This is a genomic window from Pseudomonas sp. RG1 (genome assembly GCF_025910115.1).
Classification (GTDB): domain Bacteria; phylum Pseudomonadota; class Gammaproteobacteria; order Pseudomonadales; family Pseudomonadaceae; genus Aquipseudomonas; species Aquipseudomonas atacamensis.
Genome location: NZ_JAPCIK010000019.1, coordinates 335,253 through 350,133 on the forward strand (window position 1 = coordinate 335,253; position 14,881 = coordinate 350,133).

The 14,881-nt window shown below is 61.2% G+C and carries 14 protein-coding genes and 1 pseudogene; 5 read left to right on the top strand and 10 right to left on the bottom strand.

Annotation, left to right across the window (positions count from 1 at the left end):
* Positions 1-9: 9 nt before the first annotated feature.
* Both OK411_RS12995 and OK411_RS13000 read left to right on the top strand, forming a co-directional pair.
* A complete protein-coding gene (locus tag OK411_RS12995) occupies positions 10-2,121 on the top strand; it encodes a PAS domain-containing hybrid sensor histidine kinase/response regulator (protein WP_136493518.1) in 2,112 nt (703 codons plus the stop codon).
* A 38-nt stretch (positions 2,122-2,159) separates the two neighbouring features.
* Positions 2,160-4,793 carry an excinuclease ABC subunit UvrA gene (locus tag OK411_RS13000; RefSeq protein ID WP_264365074.1) on the top strand — a complete coding sequence of 878 codons (2,634 nt, stop codon included), beginning with the start codon at positions 2,160-2,162 and terminating at the stop codon, positions 4,791-4,793.
* 463 nt (positions 4,794-5,256) lie between these two features.
* Here the strand turns inward: OK411_RS13000 and OK411_RS27125 are convergent, their stop codons facing one another.
* The 7 genes and pseudogenes from OK411_RS27125 to OK411_RS13030 all read right to left on the bottom strand — a co-directional run bounded on the left by OK411_RS27125 (position 5,257) and on the right by OK411_RS13030 (position 10,687).
* Positions 5,257-6,003 (bottom strand): response regulator, encoded by a 747-nt coding sequence (locus OK411_RS27125; protein WP_409037442.1) that lies wholly within the window; start codon positions 6,001-6,003, stop codon positions 5,257-5,259.
* Positions 6,004-6,168: 165 nt separating this feature from the next.
* Positions 6,169-7,200: pseudogene (locus OK411_RS27130) on the bottom strand (response regulator); the annotation flags it as partial.
* The gene (locus tag OK411_RS13010; protein ID WP_264365051.1) at positions 7,190-8,065 is read right to left on the bottom strand and encodes a sensor histidine kinase; all 876 of its coding nucleotides are present in this window, start codon (positions 8,063-8,065) and stop codon (positions 7,190-7,192) included. The pseudogene OK411_RS27130 and the gene OK411_RS13010, both read right to left, overlap by 11 nt.
* Entirely contained in the window at positions 8,058-9,071 is a 1,014-nt protein-coding gene (locus tag OK411_RS13015; RefSeq protein ID WP_264365075.1) for an ATP-binding protein, read from the bottom strand. Before OK411_RS13015 ends, OK411_RS13010 begins: the two co-directional genes overlap by 8 nt.
* On the bottom strand, positions 9,068-9,472 hold the full coding sequence (locus tag OK411_RS13020; RefSeq protein WP_016774465.1) for an anti-sigma regulatory factor: 405 nt from the start codon (positions 9,470-9,472) through the stop codon (positions 9,068-9,070). Before OK411_RS13020 ends, OK411_RS13015 begins: the two co-directional genes overlap by 4 nt.
* Positions 9,469-9,831: an STAS domain-containing protein gene (locus OK411_RS13025; protein WP_016774466.1), complete on the bottom strand. Its 363-nt coding sequence runs from the start codon at positions 9,829-9,831 to the stop codon at positions 9,469-9,471. The genes OK411_RS13020 and OK411_RS13025 overlap by 4 nt, the downstream gene beginning before the upstream one ends.
* Positions 9,832-9,835: 4 nt before the next feature.
* Positions 9,836-10,687: an STAS domain-containing protein gene (locus OK411_RS13030; protein WP_071172063.1), complete on the bottom strand. Its 852-nt coding sequence runs from the start codon at positions 10,685-10,687 to the stop codon at positions 9,836-9,838.
* Positions 10,688-10,947: 260 nt separating this feature from the next.
* Here OK411_RS13030 and OK411_RS13035 point away from each other — a divergent pair, with 260 nt between their 5' ends.
* The gene (locus tag OK411_RS13035; RefSeq protein WP_051600699.1) at positions 10,948-11,211 is read left to right on the top strand and encodes a hypothetical protein; all 264 of its coding nucleotides are present in this window, start codon (positions 10,948-10,950) and stop codon (positions 11,209-11,211) included.
* 56 nt (positions 11,212-11,267) lie between these two features.
* On the opposite strand, the gene OK411_RS13040 is transcribed toward OK411_RS13035, so the two are convergent.
* Positions 11,268-11,789 (bottom strand): DUF4142 domain-containing protein, encoded by a 522-nt coding sequence (locus tag OK411_RS13040; protein WP_016774469.1) that lies wholly within the window; start codon positions 11,787-11,789, stop codon positions 11,268-11,270.
* Between the two features lie 204 nt (positions 11,790-11,993).
* Between OK411_RS13040 and OK411_RS13045 the strand changes: the two genes are divergently transcribed.
* Positions 11,994-12,248, top strand: coding sequence for a DUF465 domain-containing protein (locus OK411_RS13045; RefSeq protein WP_016774470.1), 255 nt, complete (start codon positions 11,994-11,996; stop codon positions 12,246-12,248).
* Between the two features lie 98 nt (positions 12,249-12,346).
* Positions 12,347-12,511 carry a hypothetical protein gene (locus OK411_RS13050; protein WP_016774471.1) on the top strand — a complete coding sequence of 55 codons (165 nt, stop codon included), beginning with the start codon at positions 12,347-12,349 and terminating at the stop codon, positions 12,509-12,511.
* A gap of 131 nt (positions 12,512-12,642) precedes the next feature.
* Here the strand turns inward: OK411_RS13050 and OK411_RS13055 are convergent, their stop codons facing one another.
* Both OK411_RS13055 and OK411_RS13060 read right to left on the bottom strand, forming a co-directional pair.
* Positions 12,643-13,719, bottom strand: a complete 1,077-nt coding sequence (locus OK411_RS13055; protein WP_264365052.1) for an SMP-30/gluconolactonase/LRE family protein — start codon at positions 13,717-13,719, stop codon at positions 12,643-12,645.
* Positions 13,716-14,861, bottom strand: a complete 1,146-nt coding sequence (locus OK411_RS13060) for a sterol desaturase/SRPBCC family protein (protein WP_264365053.1) — start codon at positions 14,859-14,861, stop codon at positions 13,716-13,718. Before OK411_RS13060 ends, OK411_RS13055 begins: the two co-directional genes overlap by 4 nt.
* Positions 14,862-14,881 lie beyond the last annotated feature (20 nt).

Genomic DNA, 14,881 nt, shown 5'->3' on the forward strand with positions numbered 1-14,881 from the left:
AGTCAGGCGATGCAGTTTTTATCCGAAAGCCACGGCTGTGAAGGCTGGAAAGGCGAAATGGCCGAGCGCATCCGTGCGTTCGACTGGAGCCACACCGAACTTGGCGCGCTCGCCGAATGGCCGGCCAGCCTGTGCAACACCGTGCAACTGATGCTGGCTTCGCCGTTGCCCATGGTGATGCTGTGGGGCCACGCCGGCTACATGATCTACAACGACGCTTATTCCGAATTCGCCGGCGGCCGCCACCCCTATCTGCTTGGCGTCCCGGTTGAGCTGGGCTGGCCGGAAGTCGCCGAATTCAACCGCCACGTCGTTGACACCTGCCTGGCCGGTGGCACCTTGTCCTATCGCAACAAAGAGCTGGTATTGCTGCGCGACGGCGTGCCCGAAGACGTCTGGATGGATTTGTATTACAGCCCGGTGGCCAACGACGAAGGCGTGCCCGGCGGCGTCATGGCGATGGTGGTCGAAACCACCGAACTGGTGCATTCCGAGCGCCTGCGTCAGGCGGCCGAAGATGCCTATCGCGCCGACAACGAGCGCGTGCGTCTGGCGCTAAATGCCGGCGCACTGCTTGGCTCGTTTGTCTGGGACATCAAGAACAATCGCTTCTCCGCTGACGAACGTTTCGCCCGCACCTTTTCCTATCCGCCGGATCAGGACTTGAGCGATCTGCAACAAGAGATCGCCGAATCGCGCATTCATCCCGACGACCACCCATGGGTCCAGGAGCGGGTCGCCCATTGTGTGCGCACTGGCGAGCCGTACAACGCTGAATACCGCGTGCAGCGGGCCGACGGCCAGTATCTGTGGGTGTTGGCCAGTGGTGCCTGCGAGTTCGATGAAGACGGAAGGCCGTTTCGCTTCCCCGGCGTGCTGATCGATATTCATGAGCGCAAGAATGCTGAAGAGTCGCTGCTCAAATTCACCCGCAACCTCGAACAGCGCGTGGCCGCCGAGGTGAATGCGCGGCTGGCGGCTGAAGAACAACTTCGCCAGTCGCAGAAACTCGAAGCCATCGGCGGCCTGACCGGTGGCGTTGCCCATGACTTCAACAATCTGCTGCAAGTCATCGCCGGCAACCTGCATCTGCTCGCTCGGCATGAGCCCAACAATGCCAACGTGCAGCGCCGGGTCGGGGCTTCGCTGGCGGCGGTCGAGCGCGGGGCCAAACTGTCTTCGCAATTGCTCGCATTTGCCCGCCGGCAACCGCTGTCACCGGCCGTGTGCAACCCAGAACAGATTTTCGAAGGCGTTGGCGAGTTGCTGCAACGCGCCTTGGGCGAAACCATTCAGATCGACGTGCAACTGCCGCCGCAGCCGTGGCATATCAACGTCGACCGCAATCAACTGGAAAACGCGATTCTCAATCTGGCCATCAACGCCCGCGACGCGATGAAAGGCGAGGGCGTCATCGGCCTCAGTGCCGCCAATGTCTGCCTGGACAGCGAATACTGCGCCGGCAAGGGCATAGCGGCCGGTGAGTATGTGCGCGTGGCGGTCACCGACACCGGCGTGGGCATTGCTCCACAGATGCTGGAACAGGTCTTCGAACCGTTCTTCACCACCAAGGCCGACGGCCAGGGCACCGGGCTCGGTTTGAGCATGGTCTTCGGCTTCGTCAAACAGAGTGGCGGTCACGTCGAGATCGACAGCAAGCTCGGCGAAGGCACGCGGGTGCAGTTGTATTTCCCGCGCAGTCTGCGCCCGGTTCGCGAAGAGACCGCCAGTGTTGGCGAACGCAAGAGCGGCGGCCACGAAACCATTCTGGTGGTGGAAGACAATGACGCGGTGCGCGCTTCGGCGGTGGAGTTGCTGCGCGAGGAAGGCTATCGGGTGATGACCGCGTGCAATGGCGACGTGGCCATGCAGATGTTGCTGGAAGGCATCGAGATCGATCTGATCTTTACCGACGTGGTCATGCCCGGCCTGATCAAGAGCTCCGATCTCGCTGCTTGGGCCAAGGTGCAGACGCCGCCAGTGCCGGTGCTGTTCACTTCCGGGCATACCCGCGACATCATTTCCCGCGACCACCAGCTCAGCCCCGATACGCATCTGCTCGGCAAACCCTACAGCCCGCAAGCGTTACTGCAGATGATTTGCGAGGTGCTCGGCACCTGATGCCGAGCGCTGCCCAGTTTTTCAATCAAGGCAGGCCGATGATTTCCAAGCGCAATTCCAAAGCACCCGCCGGCATGGTTCGTGTGCGCGGCGCCCGCGAACATAACCTGAAGAACGTTGATGTCGATATTCCACGCGATGCGCTGGTGGTGTTCACCGGCGTCTCCGGTTCGGGCAAGTCGTCGCTGGCGTTTTCCACGCTGTACGCGGAGGCCCAGCGGCGTTATTTCGAATCGGTGGCGCCGTACGCGCGGCGGCTGATCGATCAGGTCGGCGTGCCGGATGTCGATTCCATCGAAGGACTGCCGCCCGCCGTCGCTTTGCAACAGCAGCGCGGCACGCCGAGCGCGCGTTCGTCGGTGGGCAGCGTGACGACGTTGTCGAGCCTGATCCGCATGCTCTATTCCCGCGCCGGCAGTTACCCGCCGGGGCAGCCGATGTTGTATGCCGAAGACTTTTCACCGAACACGCCGCAGGGCGCCTGTGCGGAGTGTCATGGACTTGGTCGCGTCTATGAAGTGACCGAAGCGCTGATGGTGCCGGACCCGAACCTGACCATCCGCCAGCGCGCCGTGGCGTCTTGGCCCTTGGCCTGGCAAGGGCAGAACTTGCGCGACATCCTGGTGACCATGGGCATCGATGTCGACATTCCGTGGAAGAAACTGCCGAAAAAGCAGCGCGACTGGATTCTCTTCACTGAAGAGACGCCGACGGTGCCGGTGTACGCCGGGCTGACCCCGGAAGAAACCCGCGTCGCGCTCAAACGCAAAATGGAACCGAGTTATCAGGGCACCTTCACCGGCGCGCGGCGCTACATCCTGCACACCTTCACTCACTCGCAAAGTGCGCTGATGAAGAAGCGTGTTTCACAGTTCATGCGCGGCAGTCCCTGCCCGTTGTGCGAGGGCAAACGGCTCAAGCGCGAGGCTCTTTCGGTGACCTTTGCCGGCTACGACATTGGTGAGCTGTCGCAGATGCCGTTGCTGCAAGTGGCCGAAGTGCTGAGACCGGTGGCAGCGGCGAATTATCTGGAACAGGCCGAGGAGAGCGGCGATATCCTCAGCCATGCGCAAACCCGCGAGGCGCGTCAGCAGCGTGTCGCCCATGGCGCGAGTGGTCATGCCAGCGCACCGGACGTGCGCCACACGCCGAATCTGTCGCTGGAGAAACGCTTGGCGGCGCAGCGCATCGCTGAGGATTTGCTGGAGCGGGTCAGCACCCTGACCGATCTCGGCCTGGGGTATCTGGCGCTGGAACGCAGTACACCGACGCTGTCGTCTGGCGAGTTGCAGCGTTTGCGCCTGGCCACGCAATTGGGTTCGCAGCTGTTCGGGGTGATTTATGTGCTGGACGAACCGTCTGCCGGTCTGCATCCGGCGGATGGCGAGGCGCTGTTCGAGGCGTTGCAGCGCTTGAAGGCCGACGGCAACACGCTGTTTGTGGTCGAACACGATGTCGAAACCATGCGCCGGGCCGACTGGCTGATTGACGTCGGTCCGGCGGCGGGCGAAAAGGGCGGGCGCGTGCTGTACAGCGGTCCGCCTGCGGGACTTGCTGATATTGCAGATTCGCAGACCCGCGCCTATCTGTTCGCGGAAAACCAGCGCCCTAAGCGCGCCGCACGCAAGCCGAGCGGCTGGCTGAAGCTCGACGGCGTCACCCGCAACAACCTGAATAATCTCTGCGCCGAATTCCCCTTGGGCTGTTTCACCTCGGTGACCGGCGTATCGGGTTCTGGCAAATCGAGTCTGGTCAGTCAGGCCTTGCTGGAACTGGTCGGCGCGCAGTTGGGCCGTCCAGTGGCCGAGGCCGAGTCAGAAGAACCGAGCCTGGAAGATGACACGCCGCCGCCCAGCACCGGGCAGATCAGCGCCGGCCTGGAGTCGATCAAACGCCTGGTGCAGGTTGATCAGAAACCCATCGGACGCACGCCGCGCTCCAATCTGGCGACCTACACCGGGCTGTTCGACAACGTGCGCAAGCTGTTCGCCGCGACTCCCGAAGCGCAAGCGGCGGGCTATGACGCCGGGCAGTTTTCTTTCAACGTCGCCAAGGGCCGTTGCGATACGTGTGAGGGCGAAGGTTTTGTCAGTGTTGAATTGCTGTTCATGCCCAGTGTGTATGCGCCGTGCCCGACCTGTCATGGCGCGCGCTATAACCCGCAGACCCTGGCGATTCTCTGGCAAGGCTTGAGCATCGCTCAGGTGCTGCAACTGACTGTCGATGAGGCGGTGTCCGTGTTTGCCGAGCAGGCAGGGATTCGTCGTTCGCTGGAAGTGCTGCGCGATATCGGCCTGGGTTATCTGCGCCTGGGACAACCGGCCACGGAGCTCTCCGGCGGTGAGGCGCAGCGGATCAAACTGGCAACCGAATTGCAGCGCAGCCAGCGTGGCGCGGCCTTGTATGTGTTGGATGAACCGACTACTGGATTGCATCCGCGAGATGTCGATCGATTGCTCGAGCAGCTGGATACGCTGGTGACGGCGGGGCACACGGTGATTGTGGTCGAACACGAAATGCGCGTCGTCGCGCAGAGCGACTGGGTGATCGACATCGGCCCCGGGGCCGGCGATCAGGGCGGCAGGATCGTCGCCGCCGGCACACCGCAGAAAGTCGCGGCGAGCAAGAAGAGCAAGACTGCGCCGTTCCTGGCTCGGGCATTAAGCCGATGATGGCGGCGCCCCGCCAGACGCCTTCGCGAGCAGGCTCGCTCCCACATTTTTGAATGGTGTACCCAGAAAGGTCGTTACACACGAATCCCTGTGGGAGCGAGCCTGCTCGCGAAAGCGGAATGTCAGTCGCAGATGAATTGACTGGACGGACGCCTTCGCGAGCAAGCTCGCTCCCACAGTTTTGCAGGCTGTGCCCAATAAAGTGGTAACGCAGCAGACCCCCTGTGGGAGCGAGCCTGCTCGCGAAAGCGGAATGTCAGTCGCAGATGAACTGACTGGACGGACGCCTTCGCGAGCAGGCTCGCTCCCACAGTTTTGTAGGCTGTACCCAATAAAGTGGTAACGCAGCAGGCCCTCTGTGGGAGCGAGCCTGCTCGCGAAAGCGGAATGTCATTCGCAGATGAGCTGACTGAACGGACGCCTTCGCGCGCAGGCTCGCTCCTACACGGGGATGTGTGTCAGTTCAGGCGCCATCCAGCGTGCGGCGGACCTTGTCGAGCAGTTCGCTGATCTGGAACGGTTTGACCAGCATGTCCATGCCGGTGCCGAGGAAGACCTGGCGGTTGAGGGCGGTTTCGGCGTAGCCGGTCATGAACAGGATCGGCAGCCCTTCGTGCCACCCACGGGCAACATCCGCCAGTTCACGGCCGCTCATGCGCGGCAAGCCGACGTCGGTCAGCAGCAGGTCGATGGACGGGTCGTTCTGCAAGCGCTCCAGCGCCGATTCGATATCCGCCGCTTGCGTGCAGCGATAGCCGGCGTCTTCCAGCACTTCGGTAACGAACAAGCGCACCGTGGCCATGTCCTCGACGATCAGCACATGCTCACCACTGCCTTTGGCATCAGGCACGGGCACAGGCGCGTCGGCCCCGGTCGGGTCGTTGGTGCCGGGCAGCATGATCGTCACTTCGGTGCCACGGCGGGCAACGCTGCGAATGTGCGCGTCACCGCCGGATTGGCGGGCAAAGCCGTAAATCGTCGACAGACCGAGCCCGGTGCCCTGGCCCAGCGGCTTGGTAGTGAAGAACGGCTCGAACACCTTGTCGATCACGTTGTGTTCGATGCCGGTGCCGTCGTCGCGTACCGACAATGCCACGTACGCGCCATCGGCCAGATTCGGATCGCCGTGGGAATAAGCGGCGTAAGTATTGACCCAGATATTGCCGCCGGAGGGCAGGGCATCGCGGGCGTTGATCACCAGGTTGAGCACGGCGCTTTCCAGCTGCACCGGGTCGACCAGCGCAATCGCCGGTTTGTTGGTCAGTTCCAGCTTGAGGGTGATGCGCTCGCCGATGGTGCGCACCAGCAATTCTTCCAGCGAGCGGACATGCTCGTTGATGTCCACCGGGCGCGTATCCAGTGGCTGCTGACGGGCAAATGCCAGCAGACGATGGGTCAGCGAGGCCGCGCTCATCGCTGAGTTCAGCGCTGCTTCGGTGTAGAACTGCACCTTGTCCAGACGCTCATCGGCCACGCGTTTCTGGATCAGTTCCAGACTGGTAATGATCCCGGTGAGCAGGTTGTTGAAGTCGTGGGCGATACCGCCGGTGAGCTTGCCCAGCGCATCCATTTTCTGCACTTGCAACAATTGCGCTTCGGCGTGCACGCGCTCGGCGACTTCCTTGGCCAGCTGCGTGGTGGTGTCATCCAGCCGCGCCAGATGCGAGCGCTCGCGGTGGCGGTGTTCGGTGACGTCCTCGACGAACACCAGGCTCAGCTCTGGCGTGCGATACGGCGAAATCTGCCATTGCGTCTCGCGAATCTCGCCCTGCACGCGCATGTTCAGCGTGCCTTTCCAGCGCTCGCCGTCGACCAGACGCAGACGCAGTTCATCGAGGATCGAGCATTGATCTTCGGCAAAGCATTCACGCAGCGCCTGCGGATCGCGGTTATCGACGATCAATTGGGCGAATGCGTGATTGCACTCATGCACTTTCAGATTGGCATCGAGCACGGCGATCGGCGCCGAGACGTTGGCGAAGATCTCGCGGAAACGCGCCTCGCTTTCGCGCAGAGCATTTTCCGTATCGCGCACCCGCAGCAGGGTACGCAGCGTTGCCAGCAGCACATCGGGGTCGACCGGGTGAATCAGATAGGCATCGGCGCCCGCGTTGAGGCCGGTGATGATGTCGCCGGTCTGGATCGACGCCGCTGACACATGAATCACCGGCAGCAGCGCAGTGCGCGGGTCGGCGCGCAACAGGCGGACGATGTCGAAACCGCTCATGTCCGGCAGGTTGACGTCGAGGATCAACGCATCGAGGGCTTCGCTCTCGATCAGGGCCAGGCCGTCGCTGCCGGTGCCGGCTTCGAGCACTGTGTAGCCGTGGCGCTCCAGGCGCCGACGCAGGGCGTAACGGGTGGCGACGTTGTCATCGACGATCAACAGGCGGATGTCACGATTCATCGACGTTCTCCAGAGCGATTGCCAGCGGGATGATGACAAAGAACGTCGAGCCCACGCCCGGCGTACTGTCTACCCCGACTTCACCGCCGAGCAGGGCGGCGAAACGCTTGCACAGTGACAGACCCAGACCGGTGCCGCGCAGACGTTTCTGCAATGGCGAATCGACTTGGGAGAAGTCTTCGAACAGCGTGTCATGCAGCTCGGCCGCGATGCCGATGCCGGTGTCGCTGACGGCAAAGCGCACCTTGTCTTCACCTTCCAGTCGCGCCGACACGCGCACTTCGCCACGGGTGGTGAATTTCAGCGAGTTGGAAATGAAGTTGCGCAGGATCTGCCCGAGCTTCTTGTCATCGGTATACAGGCGCGGCAGGCCCAGCGGCTCTTCGAAGATCAGATCCACCGCCGAAGCATCGACGATTGGCCGGAACATCCCGCGCAGGGCCGAAAACAGGTCGAACATGTCGAACCAGGCCGGCGAGATGCTGATTCGCCCGGCTTCGATCTTCGCCAGATCGAGCAGGTCATCAACCATGTCGCTGAGCTCGCGGGCAGCGGTGCTGACGAAGGCTACCTGCTTGTGCTGTTCAGGGCTGAGCGGGCCGTCCAGTTCGTCAGCGAGCAGACTGTTGATGCTCAGGATCGAGCCCAATGGCGTACGAAATTCGTGGCTCATGTATGACAGGAAGCGGCTCTTGAGATCCGATGCCTGACGCAGTTCTTCAGCCTGAGTGTCGAGCTCGGCGTACAGCGCCAGCACGCCCTGGTTGGTTTCATCGAGCTCTTCGCGCAGGGCAATGGTTTCGCGCTGCAACTGAGCGATGAGCGCCGCCTGTTCGGCATGGCTCAAGGTAGTCGATTCAGCCATGGGCGGCCTCCAGAGCAACGACCAGTACCGTCACGTCATCGCGACCACGACAGAAGTCGCGGTGCAGGACGCTGGCTATCACGGACGGATGGCGATGCACCAGGCCGGGGTAGTCTTTGAGATTCCAACGGGACTGTAAGCCGTCGCTGTACATGATCAATAAATGTCCGTTCACGTGAGCATAGTCAAAGGGTTTGGCTTTACGGTACTGGCCGCCAACGATACCGGGATGCGAGGCCAGGCCACGGGATTTGCCAGCCTCGAGCAGACTGGCGCCAATGTTGCCGACACCGGCGAAGGTCAGACCATCGCGCTGGCTGTCGAACTGCGCGAAAGCGACTGCGCCGCCGCGAGTGCCGAGCATTTCCTGATGCAGGTCTTCCATCAATACCACTGGATCGGCAAACGGTGCCCGGGCGAATGCCTGGGCCCCGGCCAGGCCGGCACGTTCGGCGTCCTCGCCATGGCCGAGGCCATCGACCACCAGCGCGCTGATCCGCGAGCCTTCATATGCCAGATGCCAGACATCGCCGCAGGCTGGATCGGCATGCAGCGAATGCTGGCTGACGCCGAAGCGGATATCCGCTTGACGGTCGCTGCGCGGAAAAATCCGCGCCAGCAACACCGCGCCACGGTGATCGGCGTAAACATCAAACACATCAGTCTGCCGCGATACCGCGCCGAGACCGATGCCCTGCGTACCGCCAGTGGAAAAGCCATCCGCCAGACAGGCATCCAGGTCAAAGCCCTGGGCCCGATCCACGGTCTGCATTTCGATGCCGAAACCGTTATCCGGACGAGTCAGCACACGCAGATGAAACTCGCCGCGCTGGGCATGCTTGAGCACGTTGCTTGCCAGTTCCGTCGCGACCAGTGCCACGCGGCCGGCATCGTTTTCGTCGAAGCCATGCTGCTCGGCGAGTTTCTGCGCGGTGCGTCGGGCGTGGCCGATCTGGCTGCTGTCCTCGATCGGCAGAACCTGGGTCAACGACCCGGTGATATTCATGTCCATCGTGTGATCGTAATGCGCGTGCCTTTGCCGGGCTCAGTGTCGAGTTCGAATTCGTTGACCAGTCGTTTGGCGCCGGTCAGGCCGAGGCCTAGTCCGCTGCCGGAAGTCCAGCCGTCGGTCATCGCCAGTTTGATATCGGGGATGCCCGGGCCTTCGTCGCGGAACGTGATGCGCAAACCGACCCGGCCGTTTTCCTCGAGGATCTGCCAATCCATGTCGCCGCCGCCGCCATAGACCATGGTGTTACGCGCCAGCTCGCTGACGGCGGTGACCAGTTTGGTCAGGTCGATCAGGCGCATGCCGCATTCGGTGGCGAGCTTGCGCGTGGTCTGGCGGGCCAGTACCACGTCCTGTTCGATCAGGATGGGTTGAGTACCACTGCTGCGTACGGTCATTGCAGGCGTACTCGATCCTGCAGCAGTTTCATTCCGCGTTCGACGTTGAGGGCGGTGCTGACGCCCGGCAAGGTCATGCCCAGCTCAACGAGCGTGATCGCCACGGCCGGCTGCATGCCGACCAGCACGGTTTCGGCGTCCATGATTTTCGACAACCCCGAGATGGTGCCGATCATGCGTCCGATGAACGAGTCGACCATGTCCAGCGCCGAGATGTCGATCAGCACGCCACGGGCCGAGGTCCGGCTGATGCGCTCGGACAGATCGTCCTGCAGGGTCATGGCGAGCTGGTCGTGCATGTCGACCTGAATGGTCACCAGCAGCAAATCGCCCATTTGAAGAATCGGAATACGTTCCATCGGCTCAGACCGCTTTGCCGAGGCTGATGCCCAGGCGAGTCAGGGCCAGTTTCAAGGCGTCGGCCAGGTTGGCCTTGGTCACAACGCCTTGCAGATCCAGACCCAGGTGAACGATGGTTTGGGCGATCTGCGGACGCACGCCACTGATGATGCAATCAGCGCCCATCAGGCGAATCGCGGTTACGGTTTTCAGCAGGTGCTGGGCGACCAGGGTGTCGACGGTCGGCACGCCGGTGATGTCGATGATGGCGATCTCGGAACCGGTGTCGACGATGCGTTGCAGCAGCGATTCCATGACTACCTGGGTGCGTTGCGAATCGAGTGTGCCAATCATTGGCAGGGCGAGAACGCCATCCCACAGCTTGACCACCGGCGTCGACAGTTCCAGCAGCTCTTCCTGCTGACGCTTGATCACCGCTTCACGGGATTTCTGGAAGGTGCCGATAGTGTGCATGCCGACCGTATCAAGCAGTTCGGAAACTTCCAGCAGTTGCTCGGCGAGCAGTGCCGGCTGGTCCTGATAATGGTTTTGCAGCAGGGCGAACAACGGGCCCTTCAGGGCAAAGATGAAATTGGCGGTTTGCTGGGAATCCTGGCCGAGCAGGGCGCGGCTCTGCGACAGCTTTTCAAGGAACTGACGGGTGTCTTCCCAGCCTGCGGCGGCAATCTTGCTGCCGTTGCCGTTTTCCAGACCGGCCAGCAGCAGGCTGAGGAAGTCGCGGGTTTGCTGCGCGAGGTCGTGTTCTTTGAGATTGCGCGTGGCGCCGCTGGCTTCGAGGCGTTTGGTCCATTCGCTCAGCAGTTGAGCCTGGTTGTTCCTGATTGCTTCAACTGTGCTGTTCTGCAGTGCTGCCATGTGCGTGTCGCTCCGTTACGTAATGGTGCCGGCTCAGCGAAATGACCGGCGCGAATTGACTGACATTTGCCGCTTGAAATAGTTGTTCACCCAGCGGCGAATTTTTCTGCCTGCCGCGTCGAAGGCCCCGGTAACTCTAGTCGGCGTGGCAACAGGCAGCGATCTTTTGAACGAATCTGCGGCGTCAGGCTTCGAATCTGCATGCCCGACGTTTTCCAGTCGTGCTGGAAGAAGGAGGCAGGACTATGAATGAGGTGGATATGAACGAGCAAGCGCCGCAACAGCAAAATCAGTCCTCAGAGTCAATTAACCGCAACGACCCGGCCATCGACCCGCAGACACCGGGACAAAATACCCCTGCGCCGGCTGAACAAGGACAGGCGGACAGCGCGGCTGCCGAGGTCGATCAGAAGCAGCATCACAGTGACAACAGCAACGACTTCAGCCCCGGTTTCAAGCCTGACCCGGACCGTCCTGAACCCGGCGAGAGCACCGACGCCGATATCGACACCGATGGCGGTTGATCGCTGAAACGCAAAAAGGCCGCATCGAAGGATGCGGCCTTTTTATTGCCGGGCGGTTACTTGCTCGGATGTTTGGCTTGCAGCTCTTTGGCGTGGGCCAGGTGTTTTTCCAGCGCTGGCAGCATCTTCTGCGCGAACGCTTTCAGTTCAGTGGCGCCTTTGGCCTTGTCATCGGTCACGGTGTTTGCCTGTTTCTTGAACAGCTCGATGGTTTCTTCGTGAGCCTTGACCTGGTTGTTGGCGTAGGCCGCATCGAAGGATTCATCGCGCATGTCGAGAATCTTTTCCTTGGCCTGTTTGACCAGGGTGGTGGTGTCCGGGACTTCGATGTCGTTGGCCTTGGCAATTGCTGCCAGTTCATCGTTGGCTTTGCTGTGATCGGTGATCATCTGGTTGGCAAAGGCTTTGATGTCAGCTGACTGGCTTTTTTCCAGAGCCAGGCGGCTGGTTTCGATTTCAGCGATGCCACCGGCGGCGGCGTTATCGACAAAGTCATTGTCGGTCGCGGCAAAGGCGCTGCCCATGCCGGCAGACAGTGCAACAGCCAGAGCGAGATGACGCAGGTTGAATCCGTCCATTGGGTGTCTCCACGCAGGTTTTTGTGAGCGTTATCCAATGGAGCGAAGGCACAAGCCAAAGGTTTTATCGCATTTACGACAGGGCGACGAACGGCAACCGCTGGTCTGACAGGGTGTCGACAGAAGCCATTGCGCAAGGCCATGCTGATAACGAGTCAGCGCATCGGTCGCGCTGGTTGTCGATCAATTTGATGGAGGTGTTTCATGCCGGTTTCACATGATCTGTATCAGGACCTGGGCTGCAAAAAGGAAGAGATCGAGCAAAAACGCTCCGAGGATGCGAAGCTGGATTCGCTGCTCAACAAGTATTTCGAGGTGGATGCTGAAGTGGTCGAGGCCGAGAACGCCCAGTCAGACGCCCCCAGTGACGACGAATTGAAGAAGCTCAAAGAGAAGCGCGTGATCGTCAAGGAGCAGATCGTCGCCCGGTTGGCCGGGCAGCCGCTGACCGGTCAGTAATTACCTGACCCGTGGTCGCCATCCGAAGGGAACGGCGACCCCCGCGGCACCTCCAATGTGCAGAGTCTGCAAACCATCGACTCGTTGCGAGGTGCCTCATGAACGATCCGAAATTCCCCAGTGAGGAGCAGGGCGGCTTCGACCCGATTCCGACCCGCCCTGAACCCAACAGCCCGGCGCATACCACAGCGCATCCGGAAAAAACCGTGAAAGAACTGCCGGAGGATGAAGATCCGGAGAAGTTCGACCGGTCCGGCAACTGACAGACCGCTATCGCTGGCAAGCCAGCTCCCACAGGTTCATCTGGTGAACACATATTTGGAGTTCACACGGACACTGTGGGAGCTGGCTTGCCAGCGATAGCGTCGGTCCATAAGGTGAAAATTTTGCTGTTTTACTTCAGCGCCGCATCCAACCCCATCCGCCCCATATGCCTCGCCTTCAACGAGCCGAAATACAACCACTGCCCATATTCGCGCACCGTGGTAATCGGCGAATAATTGCCTTCGCTCGCGTCCTGCAGATTGGCAATCACCTTGCCGTCCAGATCCAGTCCCAGCACAAACCCACGCTTTTCGACAGGCTTGGGCAAAACCGTCAACGCCCGCACGATCATCTTGCGTACGAACGGGTGCTGCGCGGTGCCATCGAGTAACGCGTTGCGCGGCGCGTACAACGCTACCCAAAAGCGATTGCTGCCATTGAACGAGAGGTTGTCCGGAAGCCCCGGCAAGTTGTCGATGAACACATCATGGGTACCGGCCTTCGGCCCGCTCAGCCAGTAGCGGCTGATGCGATAAGCACCGGTTTCATTTACCAGCACATAGGCTTCGTCGGGGCCAAGGGTGACGCCGTTGGCGAACTGCAACTTGTCGAGCAAGACGCTGGTCTTGCCGCTCTGAAAGTCGTAACGCAGCAAACGGCCGTCGGCGCCGTGCTCGATGATCGCCTCACCGTCATGGCCATAGCCCCAGCGGCTCGAGGCATCGCTGAAGTAGGCGTAGTGGCCTGACTTGTCGACCGCCACATCATCGGTAAATCCAAATGGCACGCCGTTGGCCTCGGTGGTCAAGGGGATCACGCGGCCCTGTGCATCCAGCGACAGCAAACCCTTGATCGCATCGGCGATCACCAGCATGCCGTTCGGATGACGGGCCAGGCCCAATGGACGGCCACCGGTGTCGGCGAGGACCTTGCGCTGCGTGCCGTCGAGGCTGCTGCGGATCAGCCTTCCGTCATGCAATCCGGTGATGAGAAATTCGTCTTCCAGCAGCAGCGCCTCAGGCCCTTCGATGTCGCTCGGCCCGACCTTCGCCACAGCTTTGAGGCGCTGGTTGTCCGCGTAGATGCCATCTTTCAAGGAGGGCGCCGGTGATGGTGTCCAGGCGACCGGTTGGACCTTGGTCGGCAGCAACAACAAGAAGGCGATGACCAGAGCGATCAGCAGGCACAGCACATAACCTAATTTCACGCGCGTGCCCTCGCCGCGCCGATGTACTGTGCGGTTGTGTCGCGCAGGGCAAGCATGGACGCGGCAGACTCGCGCTCGATACGCCGCTTGAGCAACAGGCGATTGGCCAGACGCATGAGCAAGCCGTCGAAGCGATATTCCAGTGTGCGCACGAAACGCGTGCCGCCAGCCTCCGCCGAGGACTCGTAAGTCAAACGCAAGGACAGACCCTGATCACTTTGCGCGCGTGCGCACCAGCGCCGGCCCGGCAGGTATTCAGTGACTTCCCAGCGCAAGTGACCGGCACGTCCGCCGGCATGGATGTCCTCTTCGAAACGCGCACCGGCATGCAGTGGACCGTGCGGACCGTCAATCTTCAATGAGGAGGGATGCCAGTCCGGCCAGTAGCTGGCGCTGGCGGCATAGGCCAGCACAGCGACCGGCTCGCCGGCGATATCGATCTGGTGCTGCATGCGCGTCATGGGCATTTGCGAATCACTCAAAGGGGCGGGTTCCGGCTCGCGGTACAGCGTGCCGAACAGGTAGTCCATCAAGGGCAGAACGATGTTGAAATTGCGCTCCTGCATGCGCTCGCGGCGGTGATGCAGTTCGTGCAGACGGCGCATCTGGCGGATCCATGGCAAGCGGGTCAACGGATTTTGCGGTGGCAGATGTTCACAGGCATGGAACACCTCATAGAGTAGATAACCGAGCACCATGCACCCGGCAAACAGCCCGGCGACATTGGCGTTGACCTGCGCGAGCAGCCACCACAGCGGCAGGGTGATCAATAGCGTATGAATGACGATTAGCCAGGCTGGAAACAGAATCACCCGCCAGTCCCGCGCGCTGTCGTAGGTCATGTGACCGGGGGTGAAGAAGCTGTGATGATCGCCGGCATGCCGTGCGTAGAACATCTTTGCGAAGGCTTTTTTGTGATGGCCCAGATGACGATGGACCATGTACACGCCGAAGTTGAACAACAACAGGCTCAGCGGCACGGTCAGCCATTCCAGCCAGCTCACTGAATGCACTGTGCGCCAGAACGCAGCGACGGCGAAAATCCCGAACAGCAAAACGAACGCGCCATGCAGCCATGGGTTGTACAAAGGATGAATGGCCGCCCGGTAGCGGCTGCGGAATGCCTCGGTGGTCTGCCTCAATGCGTTTCACCTGCGGGTAT

Coding starts and splice junctions, on each gene's coding strand:
- OK411_RS12995 (WP_136493518.1), top strand. CDS start 10: ATGCAGTTTTTATCCGAAAGCCACGGCTGTGAAGGCTGGAAAGGCGAA.
- OK411_RS13000 (WP_264365074.1), top strand. CDS start 2,160: ATGATTTCCAAGCGCAATTCCAAAGCACCCGCCGGCATGGTTCGTGTG.
- OK411_RS13010 (WP_264365051.1), bottom strand. CDS start 8,065: ATGGCTGAATCGACTACCTTGAGCCATGCCGAACAGGCGGCGCTCATC.
- OK411_RS13015 (WP_264365075.1), bottom strand. CDS start 9,071: ATGAATATCACCGGGTCGTTGACCCAGGTTCTGCCGATCGAGGACAGC.
- OK411_RS13020 (WP_016774465.1), bottom strand. CDS start 9,472: ATGACCGTACGCAGCAGTGGTACTCAACCCATCCTGATCGAACAGGAC.
- OK411_RS13025 (WP_016774466.1), bottom strand. CDS start 9,831: ATGGAACGTATTCCGATTCTTCAAATGGGCGATTTGCTGCTGGTGACC.
- OK411_RS13030 (WP_071172063.1), bottom strand. CDS start 10,687: ATGGCAGCACTGCAGAACAGCACAGTTGAAGCAATCAGGAACAACCAG.
- OK411_RS13035 (WP_051600699.1), top strand. CDS start 10,948: ATGAACGAGCAAGCGCCGCAACAGCAAAATCAGTCCTCAGAGTCAATT.
- OK411_RS13040 (WP_016774469.1), bottom strand. CDS start 11,789: ATGGACGGATTCAACCTGCGTCATCTCGCTCTGGCTGTTGCACTGTCT.
- OK411_RS13045 (WP_016774470.1), top strand. CDS start 11,994: ATGCCGGTTTCACATGATCTGTATCAGGACCTGGGCTGCAAAAAGGAA.
- OK411_RS13050 (WP_016774471.1), top strand. CDS start 12,347: ATGAACGATCCGAAATTCCCCAGTGAGGAGCAGGGCGGCTTCGACCCG.